Here is a 25,648-nt window from a genome sequence, read left to right as displayed (position 1 = left end):
CGTTCCCGGCCTGCTCACCGACCAGCGATCCGGGGTCGGCTACTGGGGTGTTCGTGTTGTGGAGCGTTAGGCCCACGCAGCCGCGAGTGCTGCTCGCCGCCGCTGCGGCCTCGCCGTTGCCCGGCTTTTACTTGCGGGGGCCGAGCCCCCGCAGACCCCCACGGTGCGGTGGCCCGGTTGAGCGTTCTCCGCACGCTCGGAGGCGTTCCCGGCCTGCTCACCGACCAGCGATCCGGGGTCGGCTACTGGGGTGTTCGTGTTGTGGAGCGTTAGGCCCACGTGGCGGCGAGTGCTATTCGCCGCAGCTGCACTTCCAGCCGCGGATCTCCTGGGCACTGCGGTCAGCGGATGTCGCGGCGGTCCAGGATGGCGGTGGTTGCGGCGATCACCACTGCGGTGAGCACGAGAGCCGCCACCACCACGGCTGTCACGACACCGGGGGTTACCGTTCCGCTGTCCACGAACAGCCCGGTCCCCAGCTGGGTCGCTCGGCCGACCAGGCCGTAGGGCACCACCACTGCCACCACTTCCAGCCGGGCCATCAGCACCAACACCGCTGCGACAGCGCCCAGCAGCGCCACTGCCAGCGGTGCGGCGAAAGATCGCATGAGCATCGAAAAACCGGACTGGAGGGCCGCCACCGGTAGGCATGCCAGCACGATGACCACGCTGATCAGGAAGTACTGGCCGGGCAGCATCCCGGGCAGCCCGAAGATCAACTTGCCGACCGCGATGACCGCCACCACCAGCACCGACTGCATGGCTGCCGCGAGCACGGCCAGCACGGCCATCTTGCCGGTCACCACTTGGAGGCTCGAAACCTGTCGGCCCATCAACGCGTTCCAGTTGCCGCCCTGGTGCTCGACCCGCCACACCAGGGAGGCCAACGCGGCCAGCCCCACGGCCAGCGGGAACAAGCCGTAGAAAACCACCACCCGCAACCACAGGGTGTGCCAGCCGTTCTCAAGTGCCTGGCCAGCGGCGATCGTGTTCACCACGCCGGTGATGACGGCGATCAGCGGCAGCAGTACCACCACGGCCCAGCTCAGGGACCGCTTCAGCTTGAGGAACTCGGCTTTGACCGAACCCACGGGTCAGCCCTCCCGACGGTCGAACAGGCGCGTGATGAGCAGGAACAGAGCGCCACCCACGACCCCGAGCGCAAGCACGCTCAGGTACGACGGGGACAGCGAGACCAGCGCGCCGTCGCGGTAGTCGACGGGCGTGGCCAGGGCGTAGTAGCCCCAGGGGAAGAAGTGGGCCAGCCATCGGGGCATCCCCGTGCTGGAAACCGCGAAGAACACGCCCAGCACGCCGATGCCCAATGCCAGCAGCTGATTGTCCACGCGAGCCGATAGCACCAGGTGCAGCGCGAAGAGCACCAGGTTCACGACCACGATCGCAGCGGTGTAGCCGAGCCACTGCCCGGCCGGGAAAGCTACCGTGATGCCGACCAGCTTGCCGACTGCGAACACCAGGCCGCTCTGGACCAAGGTGGCCACCACGACCACCGCACCGACGGCCACGAACTTGATCCGGCACAGGTATCCGGGGGTCATTCCCGATGTCTGGGAGAACAGCCAGCCGTTGCCCTGGTGCTCGATGTCCACCGGCCGACTGGCCAGCACCGCCAACAGGATGGGCGAGAGCATCGGCACACCGAACGTCATACCGGCCAGCAACCGCTGCCAGGGTTGTCCGGAAGCATCTCCCACCGATTCCAGGAAACCCGGGTTGGTGAGCTCGACGCACGACAGCGCCAGCACGCCGATCACCATCACGACCGCGACAGGCACCACGCGAAGCCTGCGCATCTTGGCGAACTCGTTCGCCACGGCGCGCCCCATCAAAGCCCTCGCCCCCCGGTGAGATCCATGAAAACGTCCTCAAGGGACTGTGCGTCGCGGCGCACGCCGTAGATGTCGATGCCTTCGCGCACAAGGAGGGAAACCACACCGGCCGTAGCTCTGTGGTCGAGCCCGGACAAGCGCACGGCACCGCCATCGACACGCGTCGCGTGGCGCTGAGCGGTCAGGGCGGCCGCCCGCTGCGGTTCCGGCGTGTCGATCAGCACATCGGGGATGGAGCGGGCGAACAACTGGTCCCGCGTGCCCTGGAAGATCATGCGTCCGTTGTCGAGGATGCCGAGCACGGTGGCGGTTTTGTCGACTTCGCCCAGCAGGTGGCTGGAGACCATCACGGTGATCCCGCCATCGGCCAACTGTTTGAGCAGGCACCGGATTTCTTCGATTCCGGCGGGATCGAGACCGTTGGTGGGCTCGTCGAGGATCAGCAGCCGAGGCTCGCGGGCCAGCGCCATCGCGATGCCCAACCGCTGCTTCATACCCAGTGAGTAGTTGCGGACCCGCTTGTCGAGGTGGTTGTGCAGGCGCACGGTGTGCACCGCTCGGGTGATCTGGTCGTCGTTCAGACCCAGCAGCCGCTGCACCAGGCGCATGTTCTCCCGGCCGGTGAGATGCCCGTAGGCGGGCGGGGCCTCGATCAGCGAACCAATGTCGCGCAGCAGTTCGCGCCGGGTGGAGCGCTGCATGGGCCGACCCATGATGTGGATCTCACCGCTGGTGGGGCGCACCAACGACAGCAGCATCTTCATCGTGGTCGACTTCCCCGCCCCGTTCGGGCCCAGGAACCCGTACACGCACCCTTCCGGCACGTGCAGATCCAAGCCGTCGACAACCGCCCGGCTTCCGTACTTCTTGCCCAGGCCCTGCGTCGTGATCATTTGAGACACGTTCGCACCGTATTTCACCGAGGCGTCGCTCGTCGTCTAGCGGGAGGCAGATTTCCGCGTCATACCTGGGGATGACGCGGAGTGCACCTCTCGGCACATCCCTTCCGCGGCCCCGACCGCCGGGGCGCGGCCCGACGTTTCAGCGATCGCCGACTTTGACGACACCCGCCTCGTAGGCCAGGATCACCGCCTGGACCCGATCGCGGAGTCCCAGCTTGGTCAGGATCCGCCCCACGTGGGTCTTGATCGTGCCTTCGGAAACCGTGAGCTGCCCGGCGATCTCGGCGTTCGAGAGTCCTCTGGCCAAGTACACGAGCACCTCGCGCTCGCGCGAAGTCAGCTCATCCAGCCCTGCGGGAATGGATTGCGGTTTGCGGTTTGCGGGCAGCCGATCGGTGAAGTGGTTCAGCAGCCGTCGCGTCGTGCTCGGGGCGACCACGGCGTTGCCGAAGTGCACGTGGTTGATGGCCGAAACCAGGTCGGTGAGCGGAGCGTCCTTCAGCAGGAAACCGCTCGCCCCCGCGTGGAGTGCTTCGTAGGCGTACTCGTCGAGGTCGAAGGTCGTCAGGATGAGCACCCGCGGACCGCCGTCGGCGCAGATGCGCCGCGTCGCTTCCACGCCGTTCATGCGGGACATCCGAACGTCCATGAGAACGACGTCAGCCGTCACCGTCTTCAGCAACTCCAGGGCGGTGTCCCCGTCATCGGCCTCGCCGACGACTTGGATGCCGGACTGGGCTTCCAAGATCGTGCGGAACCCCAGCCGGATCAACTCCTGGTCGTCGACCAGCAAAACTCGTATCGTCACAATGTTCTCCCCAGTGGTGATGTCACGCAGTTCTCCCCAGCGGTAGCGTCGCGACCACTTCGAAGCCGCCGTCGGCTCGGGGCCAGGTCCGCAGCGCACCGCCGTAGGCCGCGACCCGCTCGCGCATCCCGACCAAGCCGTGTCCACCGCCGGACGCATCGTCGGCCGCGGGGCCACGGCCATCGTCTCGGACGCGCACCTCCAGGTCCTGGTCGCTGAAGCACAATTGGACGTCGACCCGCGTCACGTCGGGCCCGGCGTGCTTGCGCGTGTTGGTGAGTGCTTCTTGCACGATCCGGTACACCGCGAGGTCCGTACCGGCGGGCAATTCTTGCGGGGTCCCGTGCACCGCGAACTCAACGGGCGAGCCCGAGGCCCGCGCATCGGCGACCAGTTTCTCCAGCTGCGCAACACCCGGTTGCGGTGCGTGCGATCCCGGCTCCCCGTCCCGCAGGACGTCAAGCATCCGCCGCATCTCGGCCAACGCGGACCGGCCGGTTCCTTCGACGATCTTCAACTGCTGCTCCGCGCGATCCGGATCGCTGCGCACGCTGAGCGCAGCGCCTTCGGCCAGCACGACGACCACGCTCAGGCTGTGCGAAACGATGTCGTGGATCTCCCGCGCGATCCGGGCACGCTCCTTGGCCGTCGCGATCCGGGCCTGGCTGTCGCGCTCCTTCTCCAACTGGACCGCGCGCTCTTGAAGACTCGCCACGTAAGCCCGGCGAATGCCGATCGTCGATCCCCACAGCCATACCGACACGATCAGCACCAAGGCGGTCACCAGGTCGATGACCGTCAAGAACAGTTCGCTGCCCCAGCCTGCGGCCACCAGCAGCACGCACAGCGCCACCGCGCCCGCTGCCGCGATGGAAACCCGCCGCTGGCAACAGACCGCCACGTTGTAGAGCGCGAAGACGAGCATGACATCCGCTGGCAGGAACCCCATTCCGAGCGTCAACTGCACCGCGAATGCGGCGATGGTGGCCCCGAAGGTCGCGAGCGGGAAGTCCCGCCGGACCACGTACGGAGCACACAAACCGATGGAAACGAGCACCCCGGTACTCGCGGGCAGTCCTCCGGGAACGTATGCGCCCTGCACCGGCAAGTTGTAAACGAAAACCACGGCAGCCAGTGCCGCATCGATGACATGGGGATGCTTCCGTTTCCACGAGCCTACGGCGCCGATCACGTCGCCAGCATACAACGGAGCCGGATAAAACGGACGCGAAAACTCGATGCAACTGCGGTCATAGCCTGGCACATCGGATGGCCGCCAAGACGAGCACGAGCCCAGCGAAGTGACATGAGGTTTTTCCGCACGGCATTCACTTTCAACGCCTTTTTGGAGTACTGATCGCGCGCGTTTGGAGTACTCCTAAAGCGGACCGTCATTCGCAGTACTACCAGAGTGCACCGCCGTTCGCAGCAACGGCATCGATCAGTCGCCGCATTTTGCGGGCACCTTCTTCAAGCTGCTTGACTCGCACCGAGCTTCCACTTAGCTTTCACGTCGTCAACCGCACGGGGGATTCGCGACGAATAAAGTTGGACTTCTGGGGGACTTCGATAAGCATTCCGTGTTGTTTTCGAGTAATCGTTTACTCCTCAAGGGGGATGGTATTCGGCGCGCGCCGGATCCCGTCAGTTGGAGCATTCGCGGTATCCGTGGAGGGGGATTTGCAGCAAATCAGAACGTTCTTCGTGGCATTGCCGGACAACGAATCGGCATCCTCGGTAGCCGCGCTTTTGGCGGGCGTCGCCAACGTGACCTTGACGCACCCGTCCGGCAGGCCGTGGTTGCTGGCCCGCGTGGCCTCCGGAGATCTGGTCGAGCACAGTGCGGGACCGCGTCGGCTCGCGCTCGTGGGTTCCACCGCGGCCACGCCGTCCGACCTCGAACGGATCGCCACGAAAATCCGCGTACCGCAGGACTTCACCGCGGTCTCCCGGCAGATCGCCGGTAGCTATTGCGTAGTCGGCTCGCTGGACGGTCTCGTCTACGCAAGCGGTCCGGCGATGGAGACGCGCAGGATCTTCCACGCGGTGGTGAACGGCGTGCGCGTCGTCGCCGATCGAGCCGACGTGCTCGCCGAGCTCGGCGGTTTCGCCGTCGACGACGTCGCCTTGTCACTGCGCCTGGTCAGCGCGTTGCCCCACCCGTGCAACGACGTTGCGATGTGGCGAGAAGTGACGCCGGTGCCCGGCGCGGACTACGTCACCGTCGATCACGACGGTCGCGGTTTGAACCGCGCCACTTGGTGGCGCCGTCCGGACGCGGCGATATCGAGGGGCGAAGGTGCGGACAAGCTGCGGGACGCGGTGGAATCCGCGGTTCGCGCCCGTACCGCGACCGGTACCGCGGTGGCTTGCGATCTATCCGGTGGACTCGATTCGACTCCGCTGTGCTACTTCGCCGCCCAGGGGCCGCACGGAGTCCTCGCCCGCACGCTCTACAACAACGATCCGGGTGGGCGCGAAGACCTCAAGTGGGCGCAGCGCGCGCTGGAGAGCATGCCCGGCGTGCACGCCCATCTCGTCTCCTCAACCGACGAGATGGCGGATTTCTACGGGGGACTGCTGGACATGCGCGTTCAGCTCGACGAGCCGACGCAAGCCGCTACGGCAGGCCCTCGGATCCAGCAGATGCTCGCCGACGACGTCGACCGCGGGGTGCGGACGCACATCAACGGCCTCGGTGGCGATCACCTCCTGCGCGGCGTGAAGGGCTGGCACCACTCCTTGATGCGCACCCGGCCGCTCCAGGCTTGGCGGAGGGCTCGGGCCGAAGACGTGCCGGATGGCATCGCGCCGCTCACGACCTTGCGACGACTGCTGGACCGCCGCTCGTACTGCCATTGGTTCACCGACGCGGTGAGCGACGCGGTCAACGGCGTCAAACGACCGGATGGCCTCCGGATCGACGACTGGGCTCCCCCGCTCAGCATCCCGCCATGGCTTTCAGCCGACGCCCGTGCGGCGGTCGTGTGCGAGTTGCGCGAGGTTTCCGCCACCGCGGAACCCCACGACGCCGAGCTGGCGGCACACTTCGACATCGCCTCGCTCCGCGACGCGGGTCGGCTGGTGCGCGGCACGGGGCAACTGGGGCAGCCCGTCGGCGTCGCCTACGAAGCCCCGCTGCTCGACGATCACGTGGTCGAGGCCGCACTCGCGGTGCGCCGGGAGGAGCGGGATTCACCGCTGGAGTGGAAGCCGATGATGAAAGCGGCGATGCGAGGTCTGCTCCCCGACGACTACCTGCGGCGCACCACGAAGGTGGGCGGCGCACCCCAGTCGGCTCGCGGTTATGCGGCGCACTTCGACGACATCGTGGCGATCTGCGAAGGCTCCGGACTCGCCGACATCGGCTTGATCGACATGGATCGGTTTTCCAGCGAGGCGAAACCGGACGCGAAAGCGATCCCGTCGAATCGCGTGCACGAAACGATCAACGCCGCTGTGTTCCTGCGGAACTTGGGAAGTAGAACGGGCGCCATGACTTGATTCGTTCTCGCCCGTGGTCCAACCAAATCAGGTAGAATTTGACGGCAGTTGGGATCAAGCATGGAGAACCGAACCAAAGGTTCCGAAATATCCCGGGTCAGCACTGAATACGGCGAGGTCGTCCTCAACGAGGCCACTGGAAAGTATTGGCATCTCAACGAGAGCGCAACGCTCGCGCTGAACGTATTCGAACACGGCGGTAGTGACGAGGATGCGGTGGCGAAATTCATCGAGGTCTACCGGATCGACCGGGAAACTGCTCACGAGGACATCACCGCGTTGCGCGCGCAGCTCAAGGGGATGGGACTCGCATGAGCGAAGTGTTGCCGGAAGCGCCCGCGGAGCTGAGCCTGCTCACGAAGGCACAGGTCGGTCTGGTCGTATCGATCTCAAGGATGCTGAGCCGCAAGTCGCCCAAGCAGTTGCGGCACCTGCTCGAACGGCTTTCCAACGGAGCGCGGCCAGCCAGCTACGGCGAAGCGAAATATGTGCGCGACGCGATTTTGACGGCCAGTCCCCGGTGCCGCGGGAGGTCGGCATGCCTGGTCCGGTCGCTTTCGGTGGTGCTGTTGTGCAGGCTGCGGGGTACCTGGCCCACCTGGTGCGTCGGAGTCCTCGCCACGCCGCCGTTTTCCGCACATGCTTGGGTCGAAGCTGACGGGGAAATCGTTGACGAACCGATCAGCAGCACGGATTTTCGGACCTTTTTCACGGTTTCGGCAAAAGTAGCCGACTGAGACCAGATCAGGCTCGCCGAGCCTGGTCGTCGGAACTTGAGCCGGCGGTCCCGCCTGCTCAAGGAAATCCAACGAGGAAGGAGGTGTGCACAATGGACAAGACCTACGAGGCTCCGATCGCCGTCGAGCTCGGCGACTTCGCCGAGGAGACCGGTTTCGGCATCGGCGGTGTGGCCGAGGGCTGGAACCCCATCGCGGACCGCGCCTGAGTCGAGCAAGACGCTCGCGAAGAGATCGATGTCCAGGAAGGAGGTGTGCACAATGGACAAGACCTACGAGGCTCCGACCGCTGTCGAGCTCGGCAACTTCGCCGACGAGACCGGTGAGTTCGTCGGGCCCTACACCGAGCAGATCCTCCCGTTCGAGGACCACTCGAACGAGGGCTGATGCGGCATTGCAGGCATTCGACCTGAGCTGATCGGAAACGCCGCGAGGCGTGCGGCCTAGATCGAGATGCCCGCAATGCGTCCTACAAGGGGCTCGCTGTGGAGCGGAGGCACCCGTCCCACAGCGAGCCTCTCCATCAAGTTTCACATCCGGCCAGGATGCGGACCACTGGCGGGGTGAGTATACGGCTTCCGGACTTGGAAGGACAGCCCCGGAAACCGCGCTCCACCGTCTATGCCGCGGGCAGCGGTCGGTGCGCAGACCCGCGTGCCGAGCAAGTCCTGGTGTCCTGTGCCGTGCAGGAAAAGGTGGTTGTCCGACATGACGAACTACGAGACGCCCCAGGTCGTGGAGCTGGGATCCTTCGACGAGAAGACCTGTGCCGGGCCTCCCGCCCAAGCGCAGGAGATCCTCTGGCCAATCGTCGATGCGACCTATCCGCTGGGCTGACGGCCGAGTTCTGCGGGGAATTCGCGGTGTGGTGGGCGTTGGCGCGCTCACCACACCGCCTGGTGCGCACAGCACGCGCGGACGGAGTCGACGTTGCAGGCAAACACGCGTCTGGTGTTCGGCACGGTGGGCTCGACCGGCCTTGCCGGAATCGGGATGTTCTTCGTAGCGATCGTGGATCCGGCCACCAGGTTGGCGCTTCCGGCTGCACTCGCCGCAGCGGTGGATTCCGCGATCGACGGGGAGCTCGAATCGTCGGCTCTGACCGTGCTCGGTGCGGTGCTCGGCATCGCGACCCTGGGCGAAGCCGCTCGCGAATACCTGGAGACCAGGACCTCGGCGTTGGGTGCGCTGTTCCTGCGCCGCCGATTGCTGCGGCACGTGTTCGCACTGGGCGTTGACGGCCAGCGCAGGTTCGGCGCGGGCGATGTGCTCAACCGCGTTCTGGAGTCCACCGAAGTCACCGCGTCCAGCACATCGGTCTTGGTGACGCTGGTGACCTCGCTGATCACCTCGGTCGGCGGCTTGATCGCGTTGTTCTTGATCGACCCGTCGCTCGCCCTGCTGTTCCTGGTGGCGGCGCCATTGCTCTGGTGGTTGACGCGATGGCTGATCCGTCGGGTCGGTTCGATGACCAACGAATACCAACGCCTGCACAGCCAATTGTCGAACCGCTTCATCGACGCGGTGCGCGGTGCTCGCACGATCCGCGCCAGCGGCACGGTCGAGCAGGAGGTCGACCGGGTGCTGGCCCCGTTGCCCGCACTGTCCGTCGTCGGCCTGGACTTCTGGGAAGCCCAGCGGAAAGCGACGTGGCAGGCAGGCCTGTTCATCCCGGTGCTGCAGATATCGGTGCTGGCCGCAGCAGGGATCGGGGTGGTGCACGGGCGGGTCACCCCCGGCGAACTGATCGCCGCGCAAGCCTACCTGGTGCAGGCGATGGGCTTGCTCAACCAGACCGCGATCCTCGCTCGCTTCGCGCAGTCCCTCGGCGCCGCGAAGCGGGTGCAGGACGTGCTGGGCCTTCCCCCGCCCCGGTCCGGTTCGCGCAGGCTTCCAAACGGACGCGGTCAGGTCAGCCTGCGCAGCGTCCGCGTGCACAAGGACCAGCGGCCGATCCTCGACGGGCTCGACCTCGACGTCCCCGCTGGACGGGCGGTCGCCGTGGTGGGCACCGACGGGGCCGCGAAAGCCGCGCTGGCGGAGGTCGCTGGCGGGCTCGTCACACCCGACGAAGGAACCGTCCTGCTGGACGGTGTACCACTTGCCGAGCTGGCGCCGGACGATGTCCGCAAGGCGATGTCGTACGCGTTCGAACGGCCCAAGCTCCTCGGCGAGACGGTGGAGGATGCGCTCGCGTATTCCGACACGCCACCCGGTTCCCAACGCGTCGAAGCGGCGCTGCGGACTTGCGCGGCGATCGACTTCGTCCAGCGGCTGCCCATGAAGCGCCGAACTCCGCTGGCCGAACTGCGACTTTCCGGTGGAGAGCTGCAACGCCTCGGCTTGGCGCGTGCCGCCGCTCGGGACGCCCGCGTCGTCGTGCTCAGCGATCCGATGTCCAGTGTGGACACGGCGACCGAGGTGCAGATCACAACCGCGCTGAACCGCGCCTGGCAGGGCACGACCAGGATCATCGTGGCACATCGGATGTCCACCGCTGCGCGAGCGGACTTGGTGGCATGGCTGCACAAGGGCGTCGTGCGTGCCTGCGGGACACACGAACAACTGCTCAGTTTCCCGGACTACCGCGCGGTTTTCCAGATCCAGCGGTCCAGACGTACCCAACCCGCGGGCGAGCGGGTTCGCGATCCCGAGCTCACGCAGGAAATGCCGCTGGTCGACGACGTGGCGACCACGATCGAGCTGTGGCGGATCGCATGACGCCGCTTCCGGGCCACGGTGCCGTCGAGCACGGGCGCGCAAGCGCCATCGGCTGGCGGCTCGCGCTTCCAGTGCTGCGGGAGCGTCGCCGGTCGCTGGCGATCCTGCTGTTCTGGTCGTTGCTGAGCGTGACGCCGGTGGTGCTGTCCGGGCAGCTGGTGGCGGTAGCCGTCGACCGGGGTTTCCTCGCCGGAAACGTGGTCATCGGTCTCGTCTCCCTCGGTGGGTACGGGCTGGCGATGGTGTTGGGCACCTGGTCGAAGCGGCAGGCCGTTCGACCGATGTCCCGGATAGTCGAGGCATTGCGCGATCACCTCGTGAGATCGCTGGTCCGCGGGAGCCTGCACAACGCGGTGCGGGACGACCGGGCTGGCGAGCTGGGCACGGTCGCGCGGATCACCAGCCAAACCGAGAAGGTCCGGCAGCTCAGCTCCGGGCTGCTGATCCCGATGAGCTCGGTTGCGCTCACCCTCGTCGCGGCGACGATCGGCATGTTCTCCCTGGTGCCGGTGGTCAGCTTGATCATCCTCGCGATTTCCGCCGTTTCCGGGGTCCTGATCGCCTGCATATCCCGGGTGTGGAAGCAGCGGTACGAGCGGGCGCTCCGGGCAGCGGAACGACTCAGCGAACGTGCCGGTGAAGTCCTCGGCGGGCTGCGGGATGTCATCGCCAACGATGGCAGCAAGCGCGCGGAGTCCGATTTGGACGAAGCACTTAGGGCTAATGCCGGGGCATTGACCGGGGTAGCCAACATCGGCGGGATCAGGGTCGGCGTCATCGGCCTGACCGGTCGGGTCCCGCTGGTGATGCTGTTCGTCCTCGCCCCGTGGCTGCTGTCGTCGGGCCAGCTCAGCGCGGGAGCACTGCTCGGCGCGGCGACATACCTGATGTCCGGGCTGGAACCGGCGCTGCGGACCCTGATCAACACGGTCGGCAACGTAGGTCTGGAGCTGATCACCGTGTTGAACCGGCTCGCTCGGTACAGCGTCGCTCCCGAACTCCCGCGCGGCGGCGCCCTGTCGGTGGATCGCTACGACCTCGTGCTGGAACGCGTGACCTTCCGCTACGGCCCGCATGCCCACCCCGTGTTGCGGGCGGCCAGCCTCCGCATCCGCGCAGGGGAACACATCGCCGTCCTCGGTACCAGCGGCATCGGGAAGTCCACTATGGCCAGTCTGCTCGCGGGCTTGGAGTCACCGCAAGAAGGTGTGGTCCGGCTGGGCGGTATCGAGCTGGACAGGCTCCGCACCTCGTGGCTGCGATCGGTGATCGCGCTGGTCCCGCAGCAGGCGTACGTCTTCGCGGGCACTGTGCGGGAAAACCTCAGCTACCTCGCGCCGGAGGCAGCGGACACCGAGTTGGACGAGGCGGTGCTCGTGATCGGGCTGGAAGAACTCGTTGCCGAGCACGGTGGCTACGACGGGGAGATCAACCCCGATGCGCTCACCGAAGGACAGCGGCAGCTGGTGACCCTGGCAAGGGTTTACCTGTCCCCGGCACACGTCATCATCCTGGACGAGGCGACGTGCCACTTGGACCCGGCGGTCGAAGAGCGCGTCGAACGTGCTTTCGCGCGTCGTTCCGGCACCCTCGTCGTGATCGCGCACCGGATCAGCTCGGCGCTGCGGGCGGACCGGGTCCTGCTGCTGGACAACAAGGGGCTCCACGCTGGCACGCACGGCATGCTGCTCCGCAGCTCACCGACGTACGCCAACCTCGTCGGGCATTGGTACCCCAGCGGCGTCGGGGATTTCCCGCGAAACGCACCCGCCTCCAGCGCGTCCGAAGCGGGCACCATCCGCTTCAGCAAGCTCAGCTGAACCGGCCACCGCGGGGGCCGACCGCACGGGCTCAGTCGCACCGCCGCTTCTGCGGCCAGTCCACGACCAGTTCATCCCCTGGTGCAAGCGCCGCCCAGCGCTCCGCTACCTGGCGCAGCGCTTCGGCAGCTGCGATGACCCGCTGCTCATCCACCCGGTCGTCCGGCAACGTGGCCAGCACTTCTCGGGCGATGACGCGCACCTGCACTGCGCTGGTGATCCGCTCTTCGGCGACCTGGTCCACTAGATCGGCCATCAATTCGGCGCGATGCAACCGGTCTGACCGGGCGAGTATCGCGGCAGCAGACCGAGCGGCCGCATGGGGTGGGCGCCGACCGTCCAAGTGCTCCATGCTCTTGAACACCGCGCCCGCCGCCACCGCACCCCAGAAACCACCGTCTTCGCCGGTTTCCCGCTCCACTACGAAGTGCACCAGATCGTGCGGGATCTTCGAACTAGCGACGCCCTCGTGCACCCGGAACCGGACTCCGTCCGCCCGTTCGACGATGCTGTAGGCCCGTCTGCCATCGGCGAGTCGGGGAAACCTGACCCTCACGCTGACATGCTCGCACGCGGGCCGATGCGTCTCGAACTGTTTTTCCGCTACCGGACCTCGTGTTGCCGAAGCCCGAGATAGCGTGGAACCTGTTGTGCCGCAACGTGATTGGCACGTGGGCCGAGACGGGCAAGGAACGTCCGGGCGTCCGCTGCGATGTTCACGGCTCGGGCAGCCCGATGAACATCGTCTCGTGGAGCACCCGGACATGGTGATCGGCGATGCTGGTTGCGGTAGCCGGATCGCGGTCGCGCAGGGCGGCGACGAGGCGGCGGTGCTCCTCGTTGGACTCGCGCAGGTAGTCCAGCGGGTACGGCAGGTAGAAGCGGTAGAGCTCGCGCAGCGCCTGCCCGTATTGCTCGACAGCCGACGGAACGCCGCTAGCCGCTGCGACGCCGAGGTGGAACTGCTCGTCGTAGCCGTGGAACTCGGCCCAGCTCTCGGCTGCGTCCATCGCATCGACGAGCGCGGCGAGCGCGGCGAGTTGCTCCTCGCTCGCGTGCGTCGCCGCGAGATGTGTCACGCCGCATTCGAGCACCAGGCGGTGGTCGATGAGCTTGCGCACTTCGCTGGCCGCCGACTGGTAGATCGCTGTCGCGCTCACCGCCGCCTGCGCGGGCCGCGCGGCGACGCGCGTTCCGCCACCCCGGCCCCTGAGCCTCTCCAGCACGCCGTCGCCGACGAGCGACACGAGCGCACGCCGCGCGGTGATCTCGGAGACCTCCAGCGCCGCGGCGATCTGATCGCTGGTCGGCAGCCACTCACCCGGTTTCAGCAGGCCGAGCTCGACGGCCAGCGCGATGCGCGCGCGGACGGTTTCCAATGCGGAAAGACGGCGGATTCCGGACAGCTCCGGGGCGGTGAGCCTGCCGGGCGGCGCCGCGGGCTGGCTGGCGTTCGCATCGGTGCTGCCACGCATGGACTCCACTCTAGCGGCGCGAACCAAAAACTAATCATAATGAGCACTCTTGTTTAACTGCTCATCTTGCTCTATTTTTTCCGCATGTCACGACCACTGCCCATCGCGCTCGCCCAGGCCACCCCCGTCGCGGCCGCAGCGCCCCTCTCGGGCTTCGCCGCCGAGGTCGAGACACTGGCCGCCAGCCTGCCCCGCACCGCGCTCATCGCCTACCCCGAGCTGCACCTGTGCGGGGTGTCTGGAACCAAGGCCGAGCGCGACGCCCAACTGCACGCCGTCGCCGAGCCGCTGTCCGGCCCGCGCGCGCAGCAGCTCGCGGAACTGGCCGGTGACCTGGGCGTCTGGCTGCTGCCGGGCAGCGTGTGCGAGCGCGGCGAGAACGGTGAGCTGTTCAACACCGCGTTGGCGTTCTCGCCGCAGGGCGAGCTGGCGGCCTCCTACCGCAAGGTGTTCCCGTGGCGGCCCTACGAGCCGTACGACCCCGGCGATCGCTTCGTCGTCTTCGACGCGGCCGGGATCGGCCGCCTCGGCTTCTCGATCTGCTACGACGCCTGGTTCCCGGAGACCGCTCGGCAGCTGGCCTGGCTGGGCGCGGAGGTGATCGTGAACCCGGTGCAGACGACCACCACCGATCGCGCGCAAGAGCTCGTCCTCGCCCGCGCCAACGCGATCATGAACCAGGTCTTCGTGCTCAGCGTCAACGCGGCCGGGCCGGTCGGCACCGGGCACAGCCTCGTCGTCGACCCCGAGGGCCACGTCCGCGCGGAAGCGCCCGGCTCAGGAGCCACCCTGCTCACCGACGTGCTCGACCTCGACGCCGTCGCCCGCACCCGCGAGTTCGGCACCGCCGGGCTCAACCGCATGTGGGCGCAGTTCACCGACGCGGATGCACCATTGGAACTGCCGCTCTACCAGGGCCGCATCGAGGCCCGCCGCTGGACTCCGGCGACCCCGGAACCACCCCGCTGACCAACCGACCACAACAGCTGGAGCCAGCAATGCCCGACGCCACCCCCTCCCTACGCCGTGCGCTGCGGCTCGGGTCGGTCGTCCTGTTCGGTCTCGCCTACATGACGCCGCTGATCGTGCTCGGCACCTTCGGCATCGTCTCCGAGCTCACCAGCGGAGCCACGCCGTCGGCCTACCTGCTCGCGCTGGCCGCCATGCTGTTCACCGCGTACAGCTACGGCACCATGTCGCGCGCCCACCCGGTGGCCGGGTCCGCGTACACCTACGTGCGCCGCACCATCGACTCGCGCGTCGGTTTCCTCGTCGGCTGGGCGGTGTTGCTCGACTACTTCTTCCTGCCCATGGTCATCTGGTTGATCGGTGCCACCTACCTGCAGGCCCAGTTCCCGTCGGTGCCGTTCTCGATCTGGATCCTCGCCTTCATCGCCGCCACGACATGCCTGAACGTGCTGGGCATCAAGGTGGCGAACAAGGCCAACTTCCTGCTGATGGCGTTCCAGCTGCTGGTGGTGGCGATCTTCGTGGTGCTGTCCCTGCGGCACCTCGTCGCCACCGGTGGCTCGTGGTTCAGCGCCACTCCGTTCATCAACGGTGCGACCACCTGGGGCGGCGTCTCGGCGGGCGCGGCGCTGGCCGCGTATTCGTTCCTCGGCTTCGACGCGGTGACGACCCTGACCGAGGAAACCGTCGACCCGCGCCGGACCATGCCGCGGGCCATCCTGCTCATCGCGCTCATCGGCGGCGGCATCTTCGTGCTCGTCGCCTACACGACGCAACTGGTGCACCCCGGCAACTTCGCCGAGCCGGACTCGGCGGCTTTCCAGATCGCCACGACCATCGCCGGGGACGTGTTCGCCGCGGTGTTCCTCGCGGGGCTCGTCGTCGCCCAGTTCGCATCCGGGCTCGCGGCGCAGGCGAGCGCCGCTCGACTGCTGTTCGCCATGGGCCGCGACGGCGTGCTGCCGCGCAAGGTGTTCGGCTACCTGCACACCCGCTTCGGCACGCCGGTGTTCAACACCGTGCTCACCGGTGCGATCGGACTCGTCGCCCTCATGCTGGACGTGTCGACGTCGACGTCGTTCATCAACTTCGGGGCGTTCGTCGCCTTCACCGCGGTGAACGTGAGCGTCCTGGCCCTGTTCCTGCGCGAGCGCGCGGCGGGTCGGCGGCCCCGCATCCTGCCTTACGTCGTCGTGCCCGTCATCGGCGCGGCGATCGACATCTGGCTGCTGGTCAACCTCGACTCGGCAGCGCTCGTGCTCGGGTCGATCTGGCTGGTCGTGGGCATCGTCTACCTCGCTTACCTGACCCGCCTGTTCCGCACTCCGCCGCCGACGATGGACGTCGCGGAACAGGTCGAGCCAGCGTCCCGCTAGCTGGCGAAGGCAACCGGGAGCGGACATCGCGCGTCTTGCGCTAGGACCGGTTTCGACTGCGATCGGAGACGTGATGGCCGGAATGCGCGCGATGTTCGTGGCGGCAGGCGTGTTGGCACTGCTGGGGACGGCGGTACCGGCGACAGCCCAGCCGACGGCCACCGGAACCGTGCGCGGCTTGCACTTCTTCGACCGCAACGTCGACGGCCGTTGGCAGCCCGGTGAACCAGGCGGCGACAGCGCCGTCGGCCTGTACCAACTGGACGGCACGTCAGTGGCAACCGTTGGGACGAATCCCGATGGCACCTACGAGATTCCCGATGTGCCGCCAGGCCAGTACCGGGTCGGGATCAACCCGATCGGCTACCAGCTGACCACACCGAGCGAGGTCGTCGTGGAGGTGACCCCAGGCGGTACGAGTCGCGCCGACTTCGGCAAGCTCGGCGGCGACATCACCAGAGTTACCTGGCACGACCGCAACGCGGACGGTCAACGCCAGCCGGATGAGCCGCTGCTGCCGAACATCCAGTTCTGGATCGGCAGGTGGGGCAGCGGCACCGACGGCACCGGGCACTACTCGATGCCGAACCAGGGAACCAGCACGTACGTCCTGCGCTTCGTCCCGCCTGACGGAACGGCGTTCGCGCCGCAACACGTCGGAGCCCCGGAGACCGACTCCGACGCGGACCCGGCCGAGGGCACCGCAACCGCGGTGATCGAGCTGGTCGACGGCAAGATCAACCAGGTACCGAACCTCGACATCGGCCTGATCAGCCAATAGGGCGCATCAGTTGGCGACCGAGATCGCCGTGCGAATCGAGTCCCGATCCGCCAGGTGGCGCAGCACGCAGTCGGCCAGATCAGCGCGGGAGATCCGGTTGCCGCCGCGGACGTTCCGGTTGACCGCGGTCCGGTAACCGGCGGTGCGCGGTCCGTTGGTGAGCATCGGCGGGCGGATGATCGTCCAGTCCAACTCGCTGGCCCGGACGACATCTTCCATGCGCCCCATGTCCGTCCACGGGTGTTTCAGGAAGCGCCACAGGATCGGCTTGACGACGTACTTGCTCACCGGTCCGTCGCCGTCGGTGAGCATGCCGCTGTTGCTGACCACGACGAAGCGTCGGACGCCCGCGTCGGCCATCGCCTTGAGGATGCTGGTCGTGCTGTCGGTCTGGACGGTGATCGGTGCCTTGGTGCTGCGCGCGCCGATCGCCGAGACGACGGCGTCCCGCCCGGCCACGTGCGGCTGGATCGCGGCGGGATCCATCACGTCGGACCGCACCACCGACAGCTCGGGGTGCGAGAAGGTCAGCCGCGCCGGGTCCCGCACCACTGCGGTGACCTGGTGCCCGGCTGCGCATGCCTGTTCGAGCAGGCGCGATCCGGTGCCGCCGGTCGCGCCGAAGACGGTGATCCGCATGGTTCCACCTAAAGGTTGGTGAGTGTTCACTAACCACTATAGTGGGTGAGCACTCACCAACTTGTCAATGAGAGGTGCGCCGTGGGAACACGTGACCGGATGCTCGACGCCGCGGCGCACGTGATGCGCACCCGCGGACTGGCCCGCGCCACCACCAAGGAGATCGCCAAGGAAGCCGGTTACTCGGAAGCCGCGCTGTACAAGCACTTCCGCGACAAGACCGACCTGTTCCTCGGGGTGCTCCAGGAACGTGTGCCGAGCAACCTCCGCTCGCTGCTCGCCGGGCTGGCAGACCGCGCGGGACGCGGCGCCCTGCGGGAAACACTGACGGAAGTCGCGGCCGAGGCGATCGAGTTCTACACCGAGACGTTCCCGATCGCGGCGTCCCTGTTCTCCGAACCAACCCTGCTGGCAGCACACCGAAACGCCCTGCGGGACAGGAACATGGGCCCCCAAGTGGTCCGCGACGAACTGGCGGCCTACCTGGCGGCCGAACAACGGGCGGGCGCGATCGCCCCCGAAGCGGACCCCGAAGCGGCAGCGGCCCTCCTCCTCGGAGCCTGCCTCCAAAACGCCTTCCTAACCCACTTCACCGAAACCCCCAACCCCACCCCGCAAACCCTCGCAACAACAGTCTTGGACGGCCTCGGTGTCCCGAAGTAGAGGGCTTTGTTGACGTCCGGTGTCGGGGGGTGGTGGGAGGGTTGGGGTTCTCGGGTTGGAGGTTGGGTCGTGTCGGATTCTTCGGTTTTTCTCTCGCAGCGGTGGGGTGCGGGCAGCCCGCGTGCTGAGCCGCCGACCACCGGGTCCGAACTGGAGACGCTCAGCGCTTTCCTGGACTGGCATCGAGAGACACTTGCGCTCAAGTGCGACGATGTGCCGCCCGCGCAGCTTTCCGCTCGGTTGGTCGAACCTTCCGGGCTTTCGCTGCACGGTTTGGTGCGGCACCTGGCCGGGGTTGAGCGGTGGTGGTTCCGAATCCAGTTCGCCCAGGAGGACGTTCCGCTGCTCTACTACTCCGATGACGATCCGGACCAGGACTTCGACGACCTCAGCGGTGACTTCGCGTCCGCACTGGAGACCTGGCACGCGGAATGCGCGCGGTCCCGCGAGATCGTGGCGGCGGCCACGTCGCTGGACGCGACCGGGGTTCGCCGCTCCACCGGCGAACCGATCTCGCTGCGCTGGGTCATGTGCCAACTGCTCGCGGAGTACGCCCGGCACAACGGCCACGCCGACCTGCTGCGCGAACGCATCGACGGCGCCACCGGCGCCTGACCAGGCCGCACCCGGTCAGCGGGCGGCTAGCCACTCCAGGGCCGCGGCGGTCATCGCGGTTACGCCGGTGGTGAGGGTCGGCTCGATGACCGGAGCGAAGAACGGCGAGTGGTTGGACGGGATGTCGCGGCTCAGCGAGCCCGCTTGCTTAGCCGCCAGGTACTTCGCCGGTTCAACGCCGCCGAAGAACCAGTAGCAGGTAGGCACGTCGGCCTCGGTGCCGAATATGCCCACGTCCTCGCTGCCGGTCACCGGGTCCAACTGGCGCACCTGCTCGTCGCCGAGCTGCTTGCGCAGCGCCGCCGCGGTCCGGTCGGTGGCCTCGGGGTTGTTCACCAGCACCGGGAAGTCCGTGAGGCGTTCGAACTCCGGCTCGCGCTCGGCGCCGGAGGCGAGCGCCTCGGCGCGCACGATGCGCTCGACCGCACCGATCATCCGTTCCCGGACCTGTTCGTCGAAGGACCGGATGTTGACCCGCAGTTCGGCCTGGTCCGGGATGATGTTGTCCTTCGTCCCCGCCTTGATCGCGCCGACGGTGACCACTGCGGTGTCGTCACCGGCGACCTCGCGGGATACCACGGTCTGCAACCGCATCACGGTCGCCGAAGCCATCACGACCGGGTCGATGGCGTTCTGCGGCTGCGAGCCGTGCGCGCCGCGGCCGAACATGGTGATCTTCAGCCCGTCCGCCGCGGACATGCTGGGGCCGCTGATCACGCCCACCGATCCGGCCTCGAACGGGAAGACGTGCTGACCCAGGCAGACATCGGGTTTGGGGAACCGGTCGAACAACCCGTCCTCGATCATCGCCTGCGCACCGGCCCCGATCTCCTCGGCGGGCTGGAAGATCGCCACGACCGTGCCGGACCACCGGTCGCGAGCGGTGACCAGCAGATCCAGGGCACCGAGCTGGCAGGTGACGTGCATGTCGTGGCCGCACGCGTGCATCACCGGAACGTCGTTGCCGTCCGGGTCGGTGCCCCGCTGGGTGCTGGCGTAGTCGAGACCGGTCTGCTCCAACACCGGCAGCGCGTCGAAGTCCGCGCGCAGCAACACCGTCGGCCCCTCGCCGTTGCGCAGCACGCCCACCACTCCGGTGTACCCGACACCCGTGGCGACCTCCAGGCCGAGGGCCTGCAGGCGGCGCGCGACCTCGGCCGCGGTCCGGTGTTCGCCGAAGGACAGTTCGGGGTTGGCGTGCAGATCCTTGTAGAGCTCGGTCAGCTCGGCCCGGATGTCGTCGAGTCGGCCCAGCACGGCACCAAGATCGCCCACAGCACCCTCCATTCGTCGAACACGACGGTAAGCGCGATCACCCACCCGCACCAGAGTTGTTGAACAGGTGAGGGGCACCCGTGCCCCGGTTACTCGGTCACAGGTGCCCCTCACCCACCACCCGCACGGGTCAGCGGTGGGTTGGGAACTCGACGACCTGTTGGTAGGTGGGGCGGTTCTGCCAGCTGATCTTGTCCTGGGCGATGCCGCCGATCTTGGTCTGCAGGATGGCGTCCGCGCACCACTGGTCGCCAGCCGCGCAGTCCGCGTCGCCCGGGTAGGTCTGATCCGCCGGGGTCGCCGCCGCCTGCCGCAGGGTGTCCAGCAGCATCTGCCGACACGCCGTCGGATCACCGCCGCCGCACAGCGGCTGTCCGAATCCGCCGGGCACCGGCTCACCCAGCACCGCGCGGATGTCCTTGGACACCTGCCCGTACCAGCCGAACTGGAACGACGAGCCCTGGTGGCCCTGGCCGACGTGCAGGTCGGATTCGCCGTTCTGCCAACCCGACGGCGACTCGTTGATCTGCATCACGTCGGTCAGCGCCTGGTAGGCCGGGGCGCCCAGCGCGGGTTCGAACTCACCGCGCACCAGCAGCGGCCACCACGCGTCCAGCAGCTCGATCGCGTCGGCGTGCGCGTACTGCTCGCTGCCCGGTGCGGTCTCCACCCGCTTGCCACCGTCGGCCAACCAGGTGCGCAGTTCGTCGACCAGCGCCGCGATCCGCGGGTCGGCGATCGGTTGGCTGTCGATCAACCGGAGCAGGTCGGGCAGCACGCGCTCGGCGCGCAGATCGGTGACACCCGCGTCGGCCATCGCCTGGGTCAACGTGCCGCGGTTGAACTTGCCACCGGTCGCGATGTGCTCGCCGACGCGGTGATCGAGCAGGTCGCCGCGCTGCACAGCGCTCTTCTCCGCCCGGTCGCCAGCGGTTCCGGGCGCCTGCTTGTTGTTCCAGCTGATGTAGTAGTCCTGGTTGATCGAGTTCGGGTGCTCCTGGAACGGTGTGTAGGCGGCGGTGTTGTCGGCCGGGTTCCAGTCCTGCCACTCGAACGGCGGGTCGGCGACGATCGGCATGCTCGGGTCGACCGTCGGCTTGCGCACCACGTTCGCCCCGGAGTTGAAGTAGGCCGTGTCGTCGGCGTCGGCGTAGAACCAGTTGAACGTGTAGTTGATGTCGTGGGCGGCGCGTTGGAAGTCCCGCGCCGACGTGATCGCGCTCGGGTCGTTGAACTTCTGGAACCCGATGATCGAGTCGACCTCGTGCAGGAAGGTCGAACGGGCCGTGGTGAACGCGACGGGTTTCCCCGCGACGGTCGCCCGGTGCGTCACCGGGCCGTAGCGGGTGCGGAAGGACACCAGCCGGTAGGAACCCTCCGGTGTGTCGTCGCCGAGGTTCGGCTGCCAGGCGTTGTCGCGTTCCACCGTCTGCATCGGCAGGCACTCGCCGCGGAAGCGGTAGTAGTTGGAGTCCTTCGTCACCGGGTCACCTGCTGGTTCGCAAAGCTCGACAGCATAGGTGTCGATCATGTCCTGCGATGCGGTGGTGGCGCTCCACGCGTAGTCCTGGCCGCGGCCGAGCAACGTGTAGAAGCTCAGCCCGGCGAACGAGGCGCCTCTCGACGAGATGCCCGGCCCTTGCAGTTCCTGCAGGGTCAGCAACTGCGGTGAGAAGTAGCCGGTTTGCGGCCCGAAAACGGCTACCGGGTGGCCGCTTTCGGTGTGCGCTCCGGATACCACCAACGCGTTGGACATGCCGCGCGGTTGCCCCAGGTCGGCTGGCAGCACGCCGTCGTCGAAGATGCCGCGCAGGCTTTCCACCGGATCACCGGTCGCCGGACGCGGATTGCCCGATTCCGCCTGGGTGTCCGGTTCGGCAGGTTCAGCGGCAGAACCTGTCGGATCGAAGACCAGTTGTTGGGCGGTGACCGATCCGGGATCCGGTACCACGACGCCCTGCGGGTCCTCCGGCGCGCCGCCGTACCGGAACGACTGTCCATCGTGGATGGTGCTGATGGCTTCGGGGTCGTCCTCGGCGCGGAACGCGGACCAGATCTGCTCGCCGCGTTGCGGGCCGAACCGCTCGTGCAGCGCCATCCGCGCGACCGCGTTCTGCACCTCGTTGCCGCCGCCACCACCGAACTGGGCGCCGACCAGTGAGGCGAGGACCACCAGGTCGGTGAGCTTGAACGGCTCGATCCGCCCCTCGTTGGTGATCGGATCGATGTGCCCGGTGGCGACGTACTCGCCGGGGAAGTAGCGCCCGCTGTGCGACTTCTCGATGTAGTCGTTGATCCCGTCCACGTAGGACTTCGCATCTTCGAGCGCCTGCCGTCCGCGCTCACCCCAGCGGGAGACGATGTCGATCTGCTGTTGCAACTCGTGCTCGGTGTACGGGGCGACGGCGAAGAACCGCTGCTCCAGCTCGCGGTTCGCTGGTGCGCCACCGGCGAACGGGGTCACCTCGCCGCGCCCGGCGCGGCGCATCGCGTCCATCAGGAACAACTTGTCCTCGGCAGTCGCGTAGCCCGCGCCGAAGGTGGTGCCGGATCGCGTGGTGCCGTAGACGTGCGGAACCCCCGCGGTCTTGTCCCGGACGATGGTGACGTCCTCGCGGGGCTGGTAGCTGCGCTCCACGTCGTCGGGGCGCACGCCGAAGGAGTTGTCGTTGAAGAACTCGCTGATGGTTTCCGTGGTCAGCGCCGAGTAACCCCCGGCGAGTCCGGCGTACTTGGCCAGCTGGTCGTCGGAGTGCGGCGGCCGGGTGCCCAGCAGCATGTGCGCGACGAGGTCGGCGAACGTGGCGTTGCCGTTCTGGCCGGGCGGCAGGATGTAGTGGCACTGCTGACCGCAGTAATCCGGGGCGGGCGCCGGGATTTCGCGGGCGGCGGAGGCCGGTGCGATCAGCAGTGAACCAACGATTGCCGCAGCGCTGAGCGCGGCCAGAGTGCTCGAACGTCGCGACATGCCAGGTCCTCTCGATCGGTCGTCGCCAACCCCGGACGCTAGCTACTCGACAGTAAGAACGAAAGCCTTTCACATTCGGATTGCCCCGAACAGCGCAACGCGAAATACCACGGAAAATCGCGAGCACAACTACGTCGACAAAGGCACCCGCGGTCAACTCGCGCAACATTCAACAAGAATCGTTTGGATCAGGACGCTTTGGCAGTGGTGAGCTCACCGCGCTTCCACTTCGCGTTCTCCAGCTCCAGTGCGGTCCACAGTAGATTCAGCGGGTGTTCGGCGTAGTAGCTCTGCCGTTCGCCGCGCCGCACGAACGCTCCGACCAGCACCTGCATCTTCGGGCCGATGTCGTTGACCAACTCGATGGTGCGCAGCCCCTGCCCCTCCGGCAGCCGTCCGTCACCGGCGGCTTCGCCAACGCCCTGCGTGACGATCATGCAACCGTGCAGCAGCTCCGAGCGCAGCAGGTCGAATCCGTAGCGCACGTCGTCTATTTCGGCGGCGATGTCGAGCTTCTCCCGGTAGTCGGCGCCGAACCAGCCGTGCAGGAATCCGGAGATCAGCCCGCTGGCCGGGACCACCAACGGCACCGAGGCCAGTTCGCTGACTCCCACCACCTGGTTCGGCAGCTGTTCGTAGCTCAGATTCGTGGCCAGGCTCAACCCGCTGCGCCGCCATTCCATCACGTCGAAATCCGCCAGCGCCGCGTGGTCATCCTCGTAGATCAGCACGCTGCCGCAGACCAGGTCCGCCTGCTTCGTCCGCAACGCGGCCAGCAGTTCACGCGTCCGCAAGTGCGTGACGCGCAACTCGATCCCGCGTTCGTGGAATTCCTCGGCGACGTGCTCTCCCGCGGTGACCAGGAAACCGAGCGTGAAGCGAGTGGTGCCGACAGTAACCGTTTCACCGCGAAGTCGTCGCGATTCGTGCACCCCGTCGAGCCAATCCCGCAAGGTGTCGCGCGCGATCGCCACGAAGCTGTCTCCAGAAGCGGTGAACAGCACGGCCTTTCCGCGCCCCTGCTTGATGACCAGCGGTTCCCCGCAGAGTTCCGTGAAGTTGCGGTTCAACGTGTCCAACTGCTTCTGCACGCTGGACTGCTCGCGCCCCAGCAATCGCGCCGCGGCGAGCGCGGTTCCCACTTCGTGCACCAGAATCAACGTTCGGAGCTGGTCCATTGTGGTATCCAGCAGCGCAGCCGGTGACTGGAGCAGTCGACTTCGCAGATCGGTCGCGGGCAGACTGGTGGTTCCGACTAACGGCACGGCATGCGTCCCTCTCTTCCGTTTTCCGCTCGGAGTGTAGTGCGCCGAACTGATCTGCGTGCCAGAACAAATAATCTCCGGAATTTTTCCGCAAAGCGCTGGAAACCGGTGCGGGGCGGTGTAATGATCTGCCTCGCCCCAGCGGCGGTCCGTTGTCGACCGCCCGGCTCGGTTCGCACCAGGCCGGTGACATCGGGGCAATTCGCACGGACGCGGGCCTGCGGTGGCGTGAGCACCGCAGCCTGCATGGAGAGGATTCCGAAGCACCATGCGCACCACCATCGTTGCGCTCCGCCGGAGCGCGACGTCGACTGAGGGTTGTTCCGGCAACGCGCGGACCTGCGCTGCGGACAACCGCGTCGAGGAACAGCAGCGACGCGCGGTGGCCGAGACGGCCAACGGCTGCCTCGACCTGTTCTCCACCTGGGGACAGCCCGCTGCCGACGGAAAGCGCGGCGGCGTTCACCGCCCAGGCCGCGACCACCGGTCGTGGTGACAGCCGCTTTCGCGGTCCTCGACTCAAATCCCCCCTTATATTGAATCCTGGCAAGGAGAAACAAGTCGTGACGCAGTCCCCGACCGCTCCCCCGATGAGCGGCACCCCCAAATCCGCGCTCAAGCGCCCCGCCACCCTGCTGGCGCTGTTGGTGATCTCCGGGATCTCCGCGCTCTCCGGCCTGGTCGGCGCGATCTTCGCCCTCTCCGGCGGCCGCGGGCTCGCCGAGCAGTACGCGACGGACGTCATCAACACCAACCCCGAGGAACTCGGGGTCAACGAGCTCCTCGAACTCACCGGCGGCTCGGGCACCGGCGACGTCATCGCCACGCTCAAAGAGTTCGACATGTGGGACACGCTGATCTCGGCGGCGCAGGGGGAACTGATCCTCAAGTCGGTCCTGCTGCTCATCTTCGTCGTGCCGGTCCTGCTGTTCACCCTGTTCGCCATCAACGGCGCGACCTGGGCCCGCGTCCTGATCACCATCTTCGCGGTGTTCTCGCTGCTCGGGCACCTGATCGCGGCGATCACCGACTCCCAGGTGCTGATGACGCTGCAGATCATGGGCTACGTCGGCCTGGTCACGGCGATCATCGCGATCGTGCTGTGCTGGCTGCCCGCGAACGGCCGCTACGCGAAGGCCCGCAAGCTGGCCGTCTGAGCCCGCGGCGGCAGCGTCGTGCTGGGGGTCGGCGCTGGGAAATCGCGGGGGGGGGGGGGGGGGGGGGGGGGGGGGGGGCGCGGGGGGGGGGGGGGGGGGGGGGGGGGGGGGGGGGGGGGGGGG

Annotated in this window: 26 protein-coding genes; 15 read left to right on the top strand and 11 right to left on the bottom strand. The window is 67.3% G+C overall.

Going from position 1 to position 25,648, the window contains the following annotated elements; genetic code table 11:
- Window positions 1–341: 341 nt before the first annotated feature.
- From MOQ72_RS40635 to MOQ72_RS40615, 5 genes are all read right to left on the bottom strand, one after another.
- Window positions 342–1,091, bottom strand: coding sequence for an ABC transporter permease (locus tag MOQ72_RS40635; protein WP_242191313.1), 750 nt, complete (start codon window positions 1,089–1,091; stop codon window positions 342–344).
- A 3-nt stretch (window positions 1,092–1,094) separates the two neighbouring features.
- Window positions 1,095–1,835, bottom strand: a complete 741-nt coding sequence (locus tag MOQ72_RS40630) for an ABC transporter permease (RefSeq protein ID WP_242191312.1) — start codon at window positions 1,833–1,835, stop codon at window positions 1,095–1,097.
- An 11-nt stretch (window positions 1,836–1,846) separates the two neighbouring features.
- On the bottom strand, window positions 1,847–2,743 hold the full coding sequence (locus tag MOQ72_RS40625; RefSeq protein WP_242191311.1) for an ABC transporter ATP-binding protein: 897 nt from the start codon (window positions 2,741–2,743) through the stop codon (window positions 1,847–1,849).
- Between the two features lie 148 nt (window positions 2,744–2,891).
- Window positions 2,892–3,563, bottom strand: coding sequence for a response regulator transcription factor (locus MOQ72_RS40620; protein ID WP_242191315.1), 672 nt, complete (start codon window positions 3,561–3,563; stop codon window positions 2,892–2,894).
- Window positions 3,564–3,582: 19 nt separating this feature from the next.
- Complete coding sequence (locus MOQ72_RS40615) at window positions 3,583–4,752, bottom strand: sensor histidine kinase (RefSeq protein ID WP_242191310.1); 1,170 nt, start codon at window positions 4,750–4,752, stop codon at window positions 3,583–3,585.
- 488 nt (window positions 4,753–5,240) lie between these two features.
- On the opposite strand from MOQ72_RS40615, the gene MOQ72_RS40610 reads away from it, so the two are divergent.
- The 8 genes from MOQ72_RS40610 to MOQ72_RS40575 all read left to right on the top strand — a co-directional run bounded on the left by MOQ72_RS40610 (window position 5,241) and on the right by MOQ72_RS40575 (window position 12,342).
- Entirely contained in the window at window positions 5,241–7,064 is a 1,824-nt protein-coding gene (locus MOQ72_RS40610; RefSeq protein WP_242191309.1) for an asparagine synthase-related protein, read from the top strand.
- 60 nt (window positions 7,065–7,124) lie between these two features.
- On the top strand, window positions 7,125–7,379 hold the full coding sequence (locus MOQ72_RS40605) for a lasso peptide biosynthesis PqqD family chaperone (protein WP_242191308.1): 255 nt from the start codon (window positions 7,125–7,127) through the stop codon (window positions 7,377–7,379).
- 5 nt (window positions 7,380–7,384) lie between these two features.
- A complete protein-coding gene (locus MOQ72_RS40600) occupies window positions 7,385–7,801 on the top strand; it encodes a lasso peptide biosynthesis B2 protein (protein WP_242191307.1) in 417 nt (138 codons plus the stop codon).
- 92 nt (window positions 7,802–7,893) lie between these two features.
- On the top strand, window positions 7,894–8,010 hold the full coding sequence (locus tag MOQ72_RS40595) for a lasso RiPP family leader peptide-containing protein (protein WP_242191306.1): 117 nt from the start codon (window positions 7,894–7,896) through the stop codon (window positions 8,008–8,010).
- Window positions 8,011–8,038: 28 nt separating this feature from the next.
- Entirely contained in the window at window positions 8,039–8,188 is a 150-nt protein-coding gene (locus MOQ72_RS40590) for a lasso RiPP family leader peptide-containing protein (protein WP_242191305.1), read from the top strand.
- Between the two features lie 321 nt (window positions 8,189–8,509).
- Window positions 8,510–8,638 carry a lasso RiPP family leader peptide-containing protein gene (locus MOQ72_RS40585; RefSeq protein ID WP_242191304.1) on the top strand — a complete coding sequence of 43 codons (129 nt, stop codon included), beginning with the start codon at window positions 8,510–8,512 and terminating at the stop codon, window positions 8,636–8,638.
- Between the two features lie 93 nt (window positions 8,639–8,731).
- On the top strand, window positions 8,732–10,522 hold the full coding sequence (locus MOQ72_RS40580; RefSeq protein WP_242191303.1) for an ABC transporter transmembrane domain-containing protein: 1,791 nt from the start codon (window positions 8,732–8,734) through the stop codon (window positions 10,520–10,522).
- Window positions 10,519–12,342, top strand: coding sequence for an ABC transporter ATP-binding protein (locus MOQ72_RS40575; RefSeq protein WP_242191302.1), 1,824 nt, complete (start codon window positions 10,519–10,521; stop codon window positions 12,340–12,342). The genes MOQ72_RS40580 and MOQ72_RS40575 overlap by 4 nt, the downstream gene beginning before the upstream one ends.
- A 31-nt stretch (window positions 12,343–12,373) precedes the next feature.
- Here MOQ72_RS40575 and MOQ72_RS40570 read toward each other — a convergent pair whose 3' ends face one another.
- Window positions 12,374–12,898, bottom strand: coding sequence for a hypothetical protein (locus tag MOQ72_RS40570; RefSeq protein ID WP_242191301.1), 525 nt, complete (start codon window positions 12,896–12,898; stop codon window positions 12,374–12,376).
- A 160-nt stretch (window positions 12,899–13,058) separates the two neighbouring features.
- A complete protein-coding gene (locus tag MOQ72_RS40565; protein WP_242191300.1) occupies window positions 13,059–13,817 on the bottom strand; it encodes a FadR/GntR family transcriptional regulator in 759 nt (252 codons plus the stop codon).
- Between the two features lie 84 nt (window positions 13,818–13,901).
- On the opposite strand from MOQ72_RS40565, the gene MOQ72_RS40560 reads away from it, so the two are divergent.
- The 3 genes from MOQ72_RS40560 to MOQ72_RS40550 all read left to right on the top strand — a co-directional run bounded on the left by MOQ72_RS40560 (window position 13,902) and on the right by MOQ72_RS40550 (window position 16,943).
- On the top strand, window positions 13,902–14,786 hold the full coding sequence (locus MOQ72_RS40560) for a carbon-nitrogen hydrolase family protein (protein ID WP_242191299.1): 885 nt from the start codon (window positions 13,902–13,904) through the stop codon (window positions 14,784–14,786).
- Between the two features lie 29 nt (window positions 14,787–14,815).
- Window positions 14,816–16,162 carry an APC family permease gene (locus MOQ72_RS40555; protein ID WP_242191298.1) on the top strand — a complete coding sequence of 449 codons (1,347 nt, stop codon included), beginning with the start codon at window positions 14,816–14,818 and terminating at the stop codon, window positions 16,160–16,162.
- Window positions 16,163–16,235: 73 nt separating this feature from the next.
- Window positions 16,236–16,943, top strand: a complete 708-nt coding sequence (locus tag MOQ72_RS40550; protein ID WP_242191297.1) for an SdrD B-like domain-containing protein — start codon at window positions 16,236–16,238, stop codon at window positions 16,941–16,943.
- A gap of 6 nt (window positions 16,944–16,949) precedes the next feature.
- On the opposite strand, the gene MOQ72_RS40545 is transcribed toward MOQ72_RS40550, so the two are convergent.
- Complete coding sequence (locus MOQ72_RS40545) at window positions 16,950–17,582, bottom strand: NAD(P)-dependent oxidoreductase (RefSeq protein WP_242191296.1); 633 nt, start codon at window positions 17,580–17,582, stop codon at window positions 16,950–16,952.
- Between the two features lie 81 nt (window positions 17,583–17,663).
- Between MOQ72_RS40545 and MOQ72_RS40540 the strand changes: the two genes are divergently transcribed.
- Together MOQ72_RS40540 and MOQ72_RS40535 are read left to right on the top strand one after the other, a co-directional pair.
- Window positions 17,664–18,245 (top strand): TetR/AcrR family transcriptional regulator, encoded by a 582-nt coding sequence (locus MOQ72_RS40540; protein ID WP_242191295.1) that lies wholly within the window; start codon window positions 17,664–17,666, stop codon window positions 18,243–18,245.
- Between the two features lie 69 nt (window positions 18,246–18,314).
- Window positions 18,315–18,860 carry a DinB family protein gene (locus MOQ72_RS40535; protein WP_372495642.1) on the top strand — a complete coding sequence of 182 codons (546 nt, stop codon included), beginning with the start codon at window positions 18,315–18,317 and terminating at the stop codon, window positions 18,858–18,860.
- 15 nt (window positions 18,861–18,875) lie between these two features.
- Here MOQ72_RS40535 and MOQ72_RS40530 read toward each other — a convergent pair whose 3' ends face one another.
- From MOQ72_RS40530 to MOQ72_RS40520, 3 genes are all read right to left on the bottom strand, one after another.
- Entirely contained in the window at window positions 18,876–20,135 is a 1,260-nt protein-coding gene (locus MOQ72_RS40530) for an amidohydrolase (protein ID WP_242191294.1), read from the bottom strand.
- Window positions 20,136–20,265: 130 nt separating this feature from the next.
- Window positions 20,266–23,103, bottom strand: a complete 2,838-nt coding sequence (locus MOQ72_RS40525) for a penicillin acylase family protein (RefSeq protein ID WP_242191293.1) — start codon at window positions 23,101–23,103, stop codon at window positions 20,266–20,268.
- 188 nt (window positions 23,104–23,291) lie between these two features.
- Entirely contained in the window at window positions 23,292–24,281 is a 990-nt protein-coding gene (locus MOQ72_RS40520; protein WP_242191292.1) for a LysR family transcriptional regulator, read from the bottom strand.
- Window positions 24,282–24,636: 355 nt separating this feature from the next.
- Here MOQ72_RS40520 and MOQ72_RS40515 point away from each other — a divergent pair, with 355 nt between their 5' ends.
- Both MOQ72_RS40515 and MOQ72_RS40510 read left to right on the top strand, forming a co-directional pair.
- Complete coding sequence (locus MOQ72_RS40515; protein WP_242191291.1) at window positions 24,637–24,864, top strand: hypothetical protein; 228 nt, start codon at window positions 24,637–24,639, stop codon at window positions 24,862–24,864.
- Between the two features lie 67 nt (window positions 24,865–24,931).
- Complete coding sequence (locus tag MOQ72_RS40510) at window positions 24,932–25,525, top strand: hypothetical protein (protein ID WP_242191290.1); 594 nt, start codon at window positions 24,932–24,934, stop codon at window positions 25,523–25,525.
- Window positions 25,526–25,648 lie beyond the last annotated feature (123 nt).

This window comes from Saccharopolyspora soli (assembly GCF_022678645.1).
Lineage (GTDB): Bacteria > Actinomycetota > Actinomycetes > Mycobacteriales > Pseudonocardiaceae > Saccharopolyspora > Saccharopolyspora soli.
Note: the sequence above shows the minus strand (reverse complement) of the source record. Positions and strands in the feature narration are given on the sequence as shown.

Bases quoted from the DNA above. Each gene is read 5' to 3' on its own strand.
- MOQ72_RS40560 (WP_242191299.1), top strand. From the start codon at position 13,902: ATGTCACGACCACTGCCCATCGCGCTCGCCCAGGCCACCCCCGTCGCG.
- MOQ72_RS40550 (WP_242191297.1), top strand. From the start codon at position 16,236: ATGGCCGGAATGCGCGCGATGTTCGTGGCGGCAGGCGTGTTGGCACTG.
- MOQ72_RS40520 (WP_242191292.1), bottom strand. From the start codon at position 24,281: ATGGACCAGCTCCGAACGTTGATTCTGGTGCACGAAGTGGGAACCGCG.
- MOQ72_RS40625 (WP_242191311.1), bottom strand. From the start codon at position 2,743: ATGATCACGACGCAGGGCCTGGGCAAGAAGTACGGAAGCCGGGCGGTT.
- MOQ72_RS40590 (WP_242191305.1), top strand. From the start codon at position 8,039: ATGTCCAGGAAGGAGGTGTGCACAATGGACAAGACCTACGAGGCTCCG.
- MOQ72_RS40525 (WP_242191293.1), bottom strand. From the start codon at position 23,103: ATGTCGCGACGTTCGAGCACTCTGGCCGCGCTCAGCGCTGCGGCAATC.
- MOQ72_RS40515 (WP_242191291.1), top strand. From the start codon at position 24,637: ATGCGCACCACCATCGTTGCGCTCCGCCGGAGCGCGACGTCGACTGAG.
- MOQ72_RS40545 (WP_242191296.1), bottom strand. From the start codon at position 17,582: ATGCGGATCACCGTCTTCGGCGCGACCGGCGGCACCGGATCGCGCCTG.
- MOQ72_RS40595 (WP_242191306.1), top strand. From the start codon at position 7,894: ATGGACAAGACCTACGAGGCTCCGATCGCCGTCGAGCTCGGCGACTTC.
- MOQ72_RS40585 (WP_242191304.1), top strand. From the start codon at position 8,510: ATGACGAACTACGAGACGCCCCAGGTCGTGGAGCTGGGATCCTTCGAC.
- MOQ72_RS40605 (WP_242191308.1), top strand. From the start codon at position 7,125: ATGGAGAACCGAACCAAAGGTTCCGAAATATCCCGGGTCAGCACTGAA.
- MOQ72_RS40555 (WP_242191298.1), top strand. From the start codon at position 14,816: ATGCCCGACGCCACCCCCTCCCTACGCCGTGCGCTGCGGCTCGGGTCG.
- MOQ72_RS40575 (WP_242191302.1), top strand. From the start codon at position 10,519: ATGACGCCGCTTCCGGGCCACGGTGCCGTCGAGCACGGGCGCGCAAGC.
- MOQ72_RS40565 (WP_242191300.1), bottom strand. From the start codon at position 13,817: ATGCGTGGCAGCACCGATGCGAACGCCAGCCAGCCCGCGGCGCCGCCC.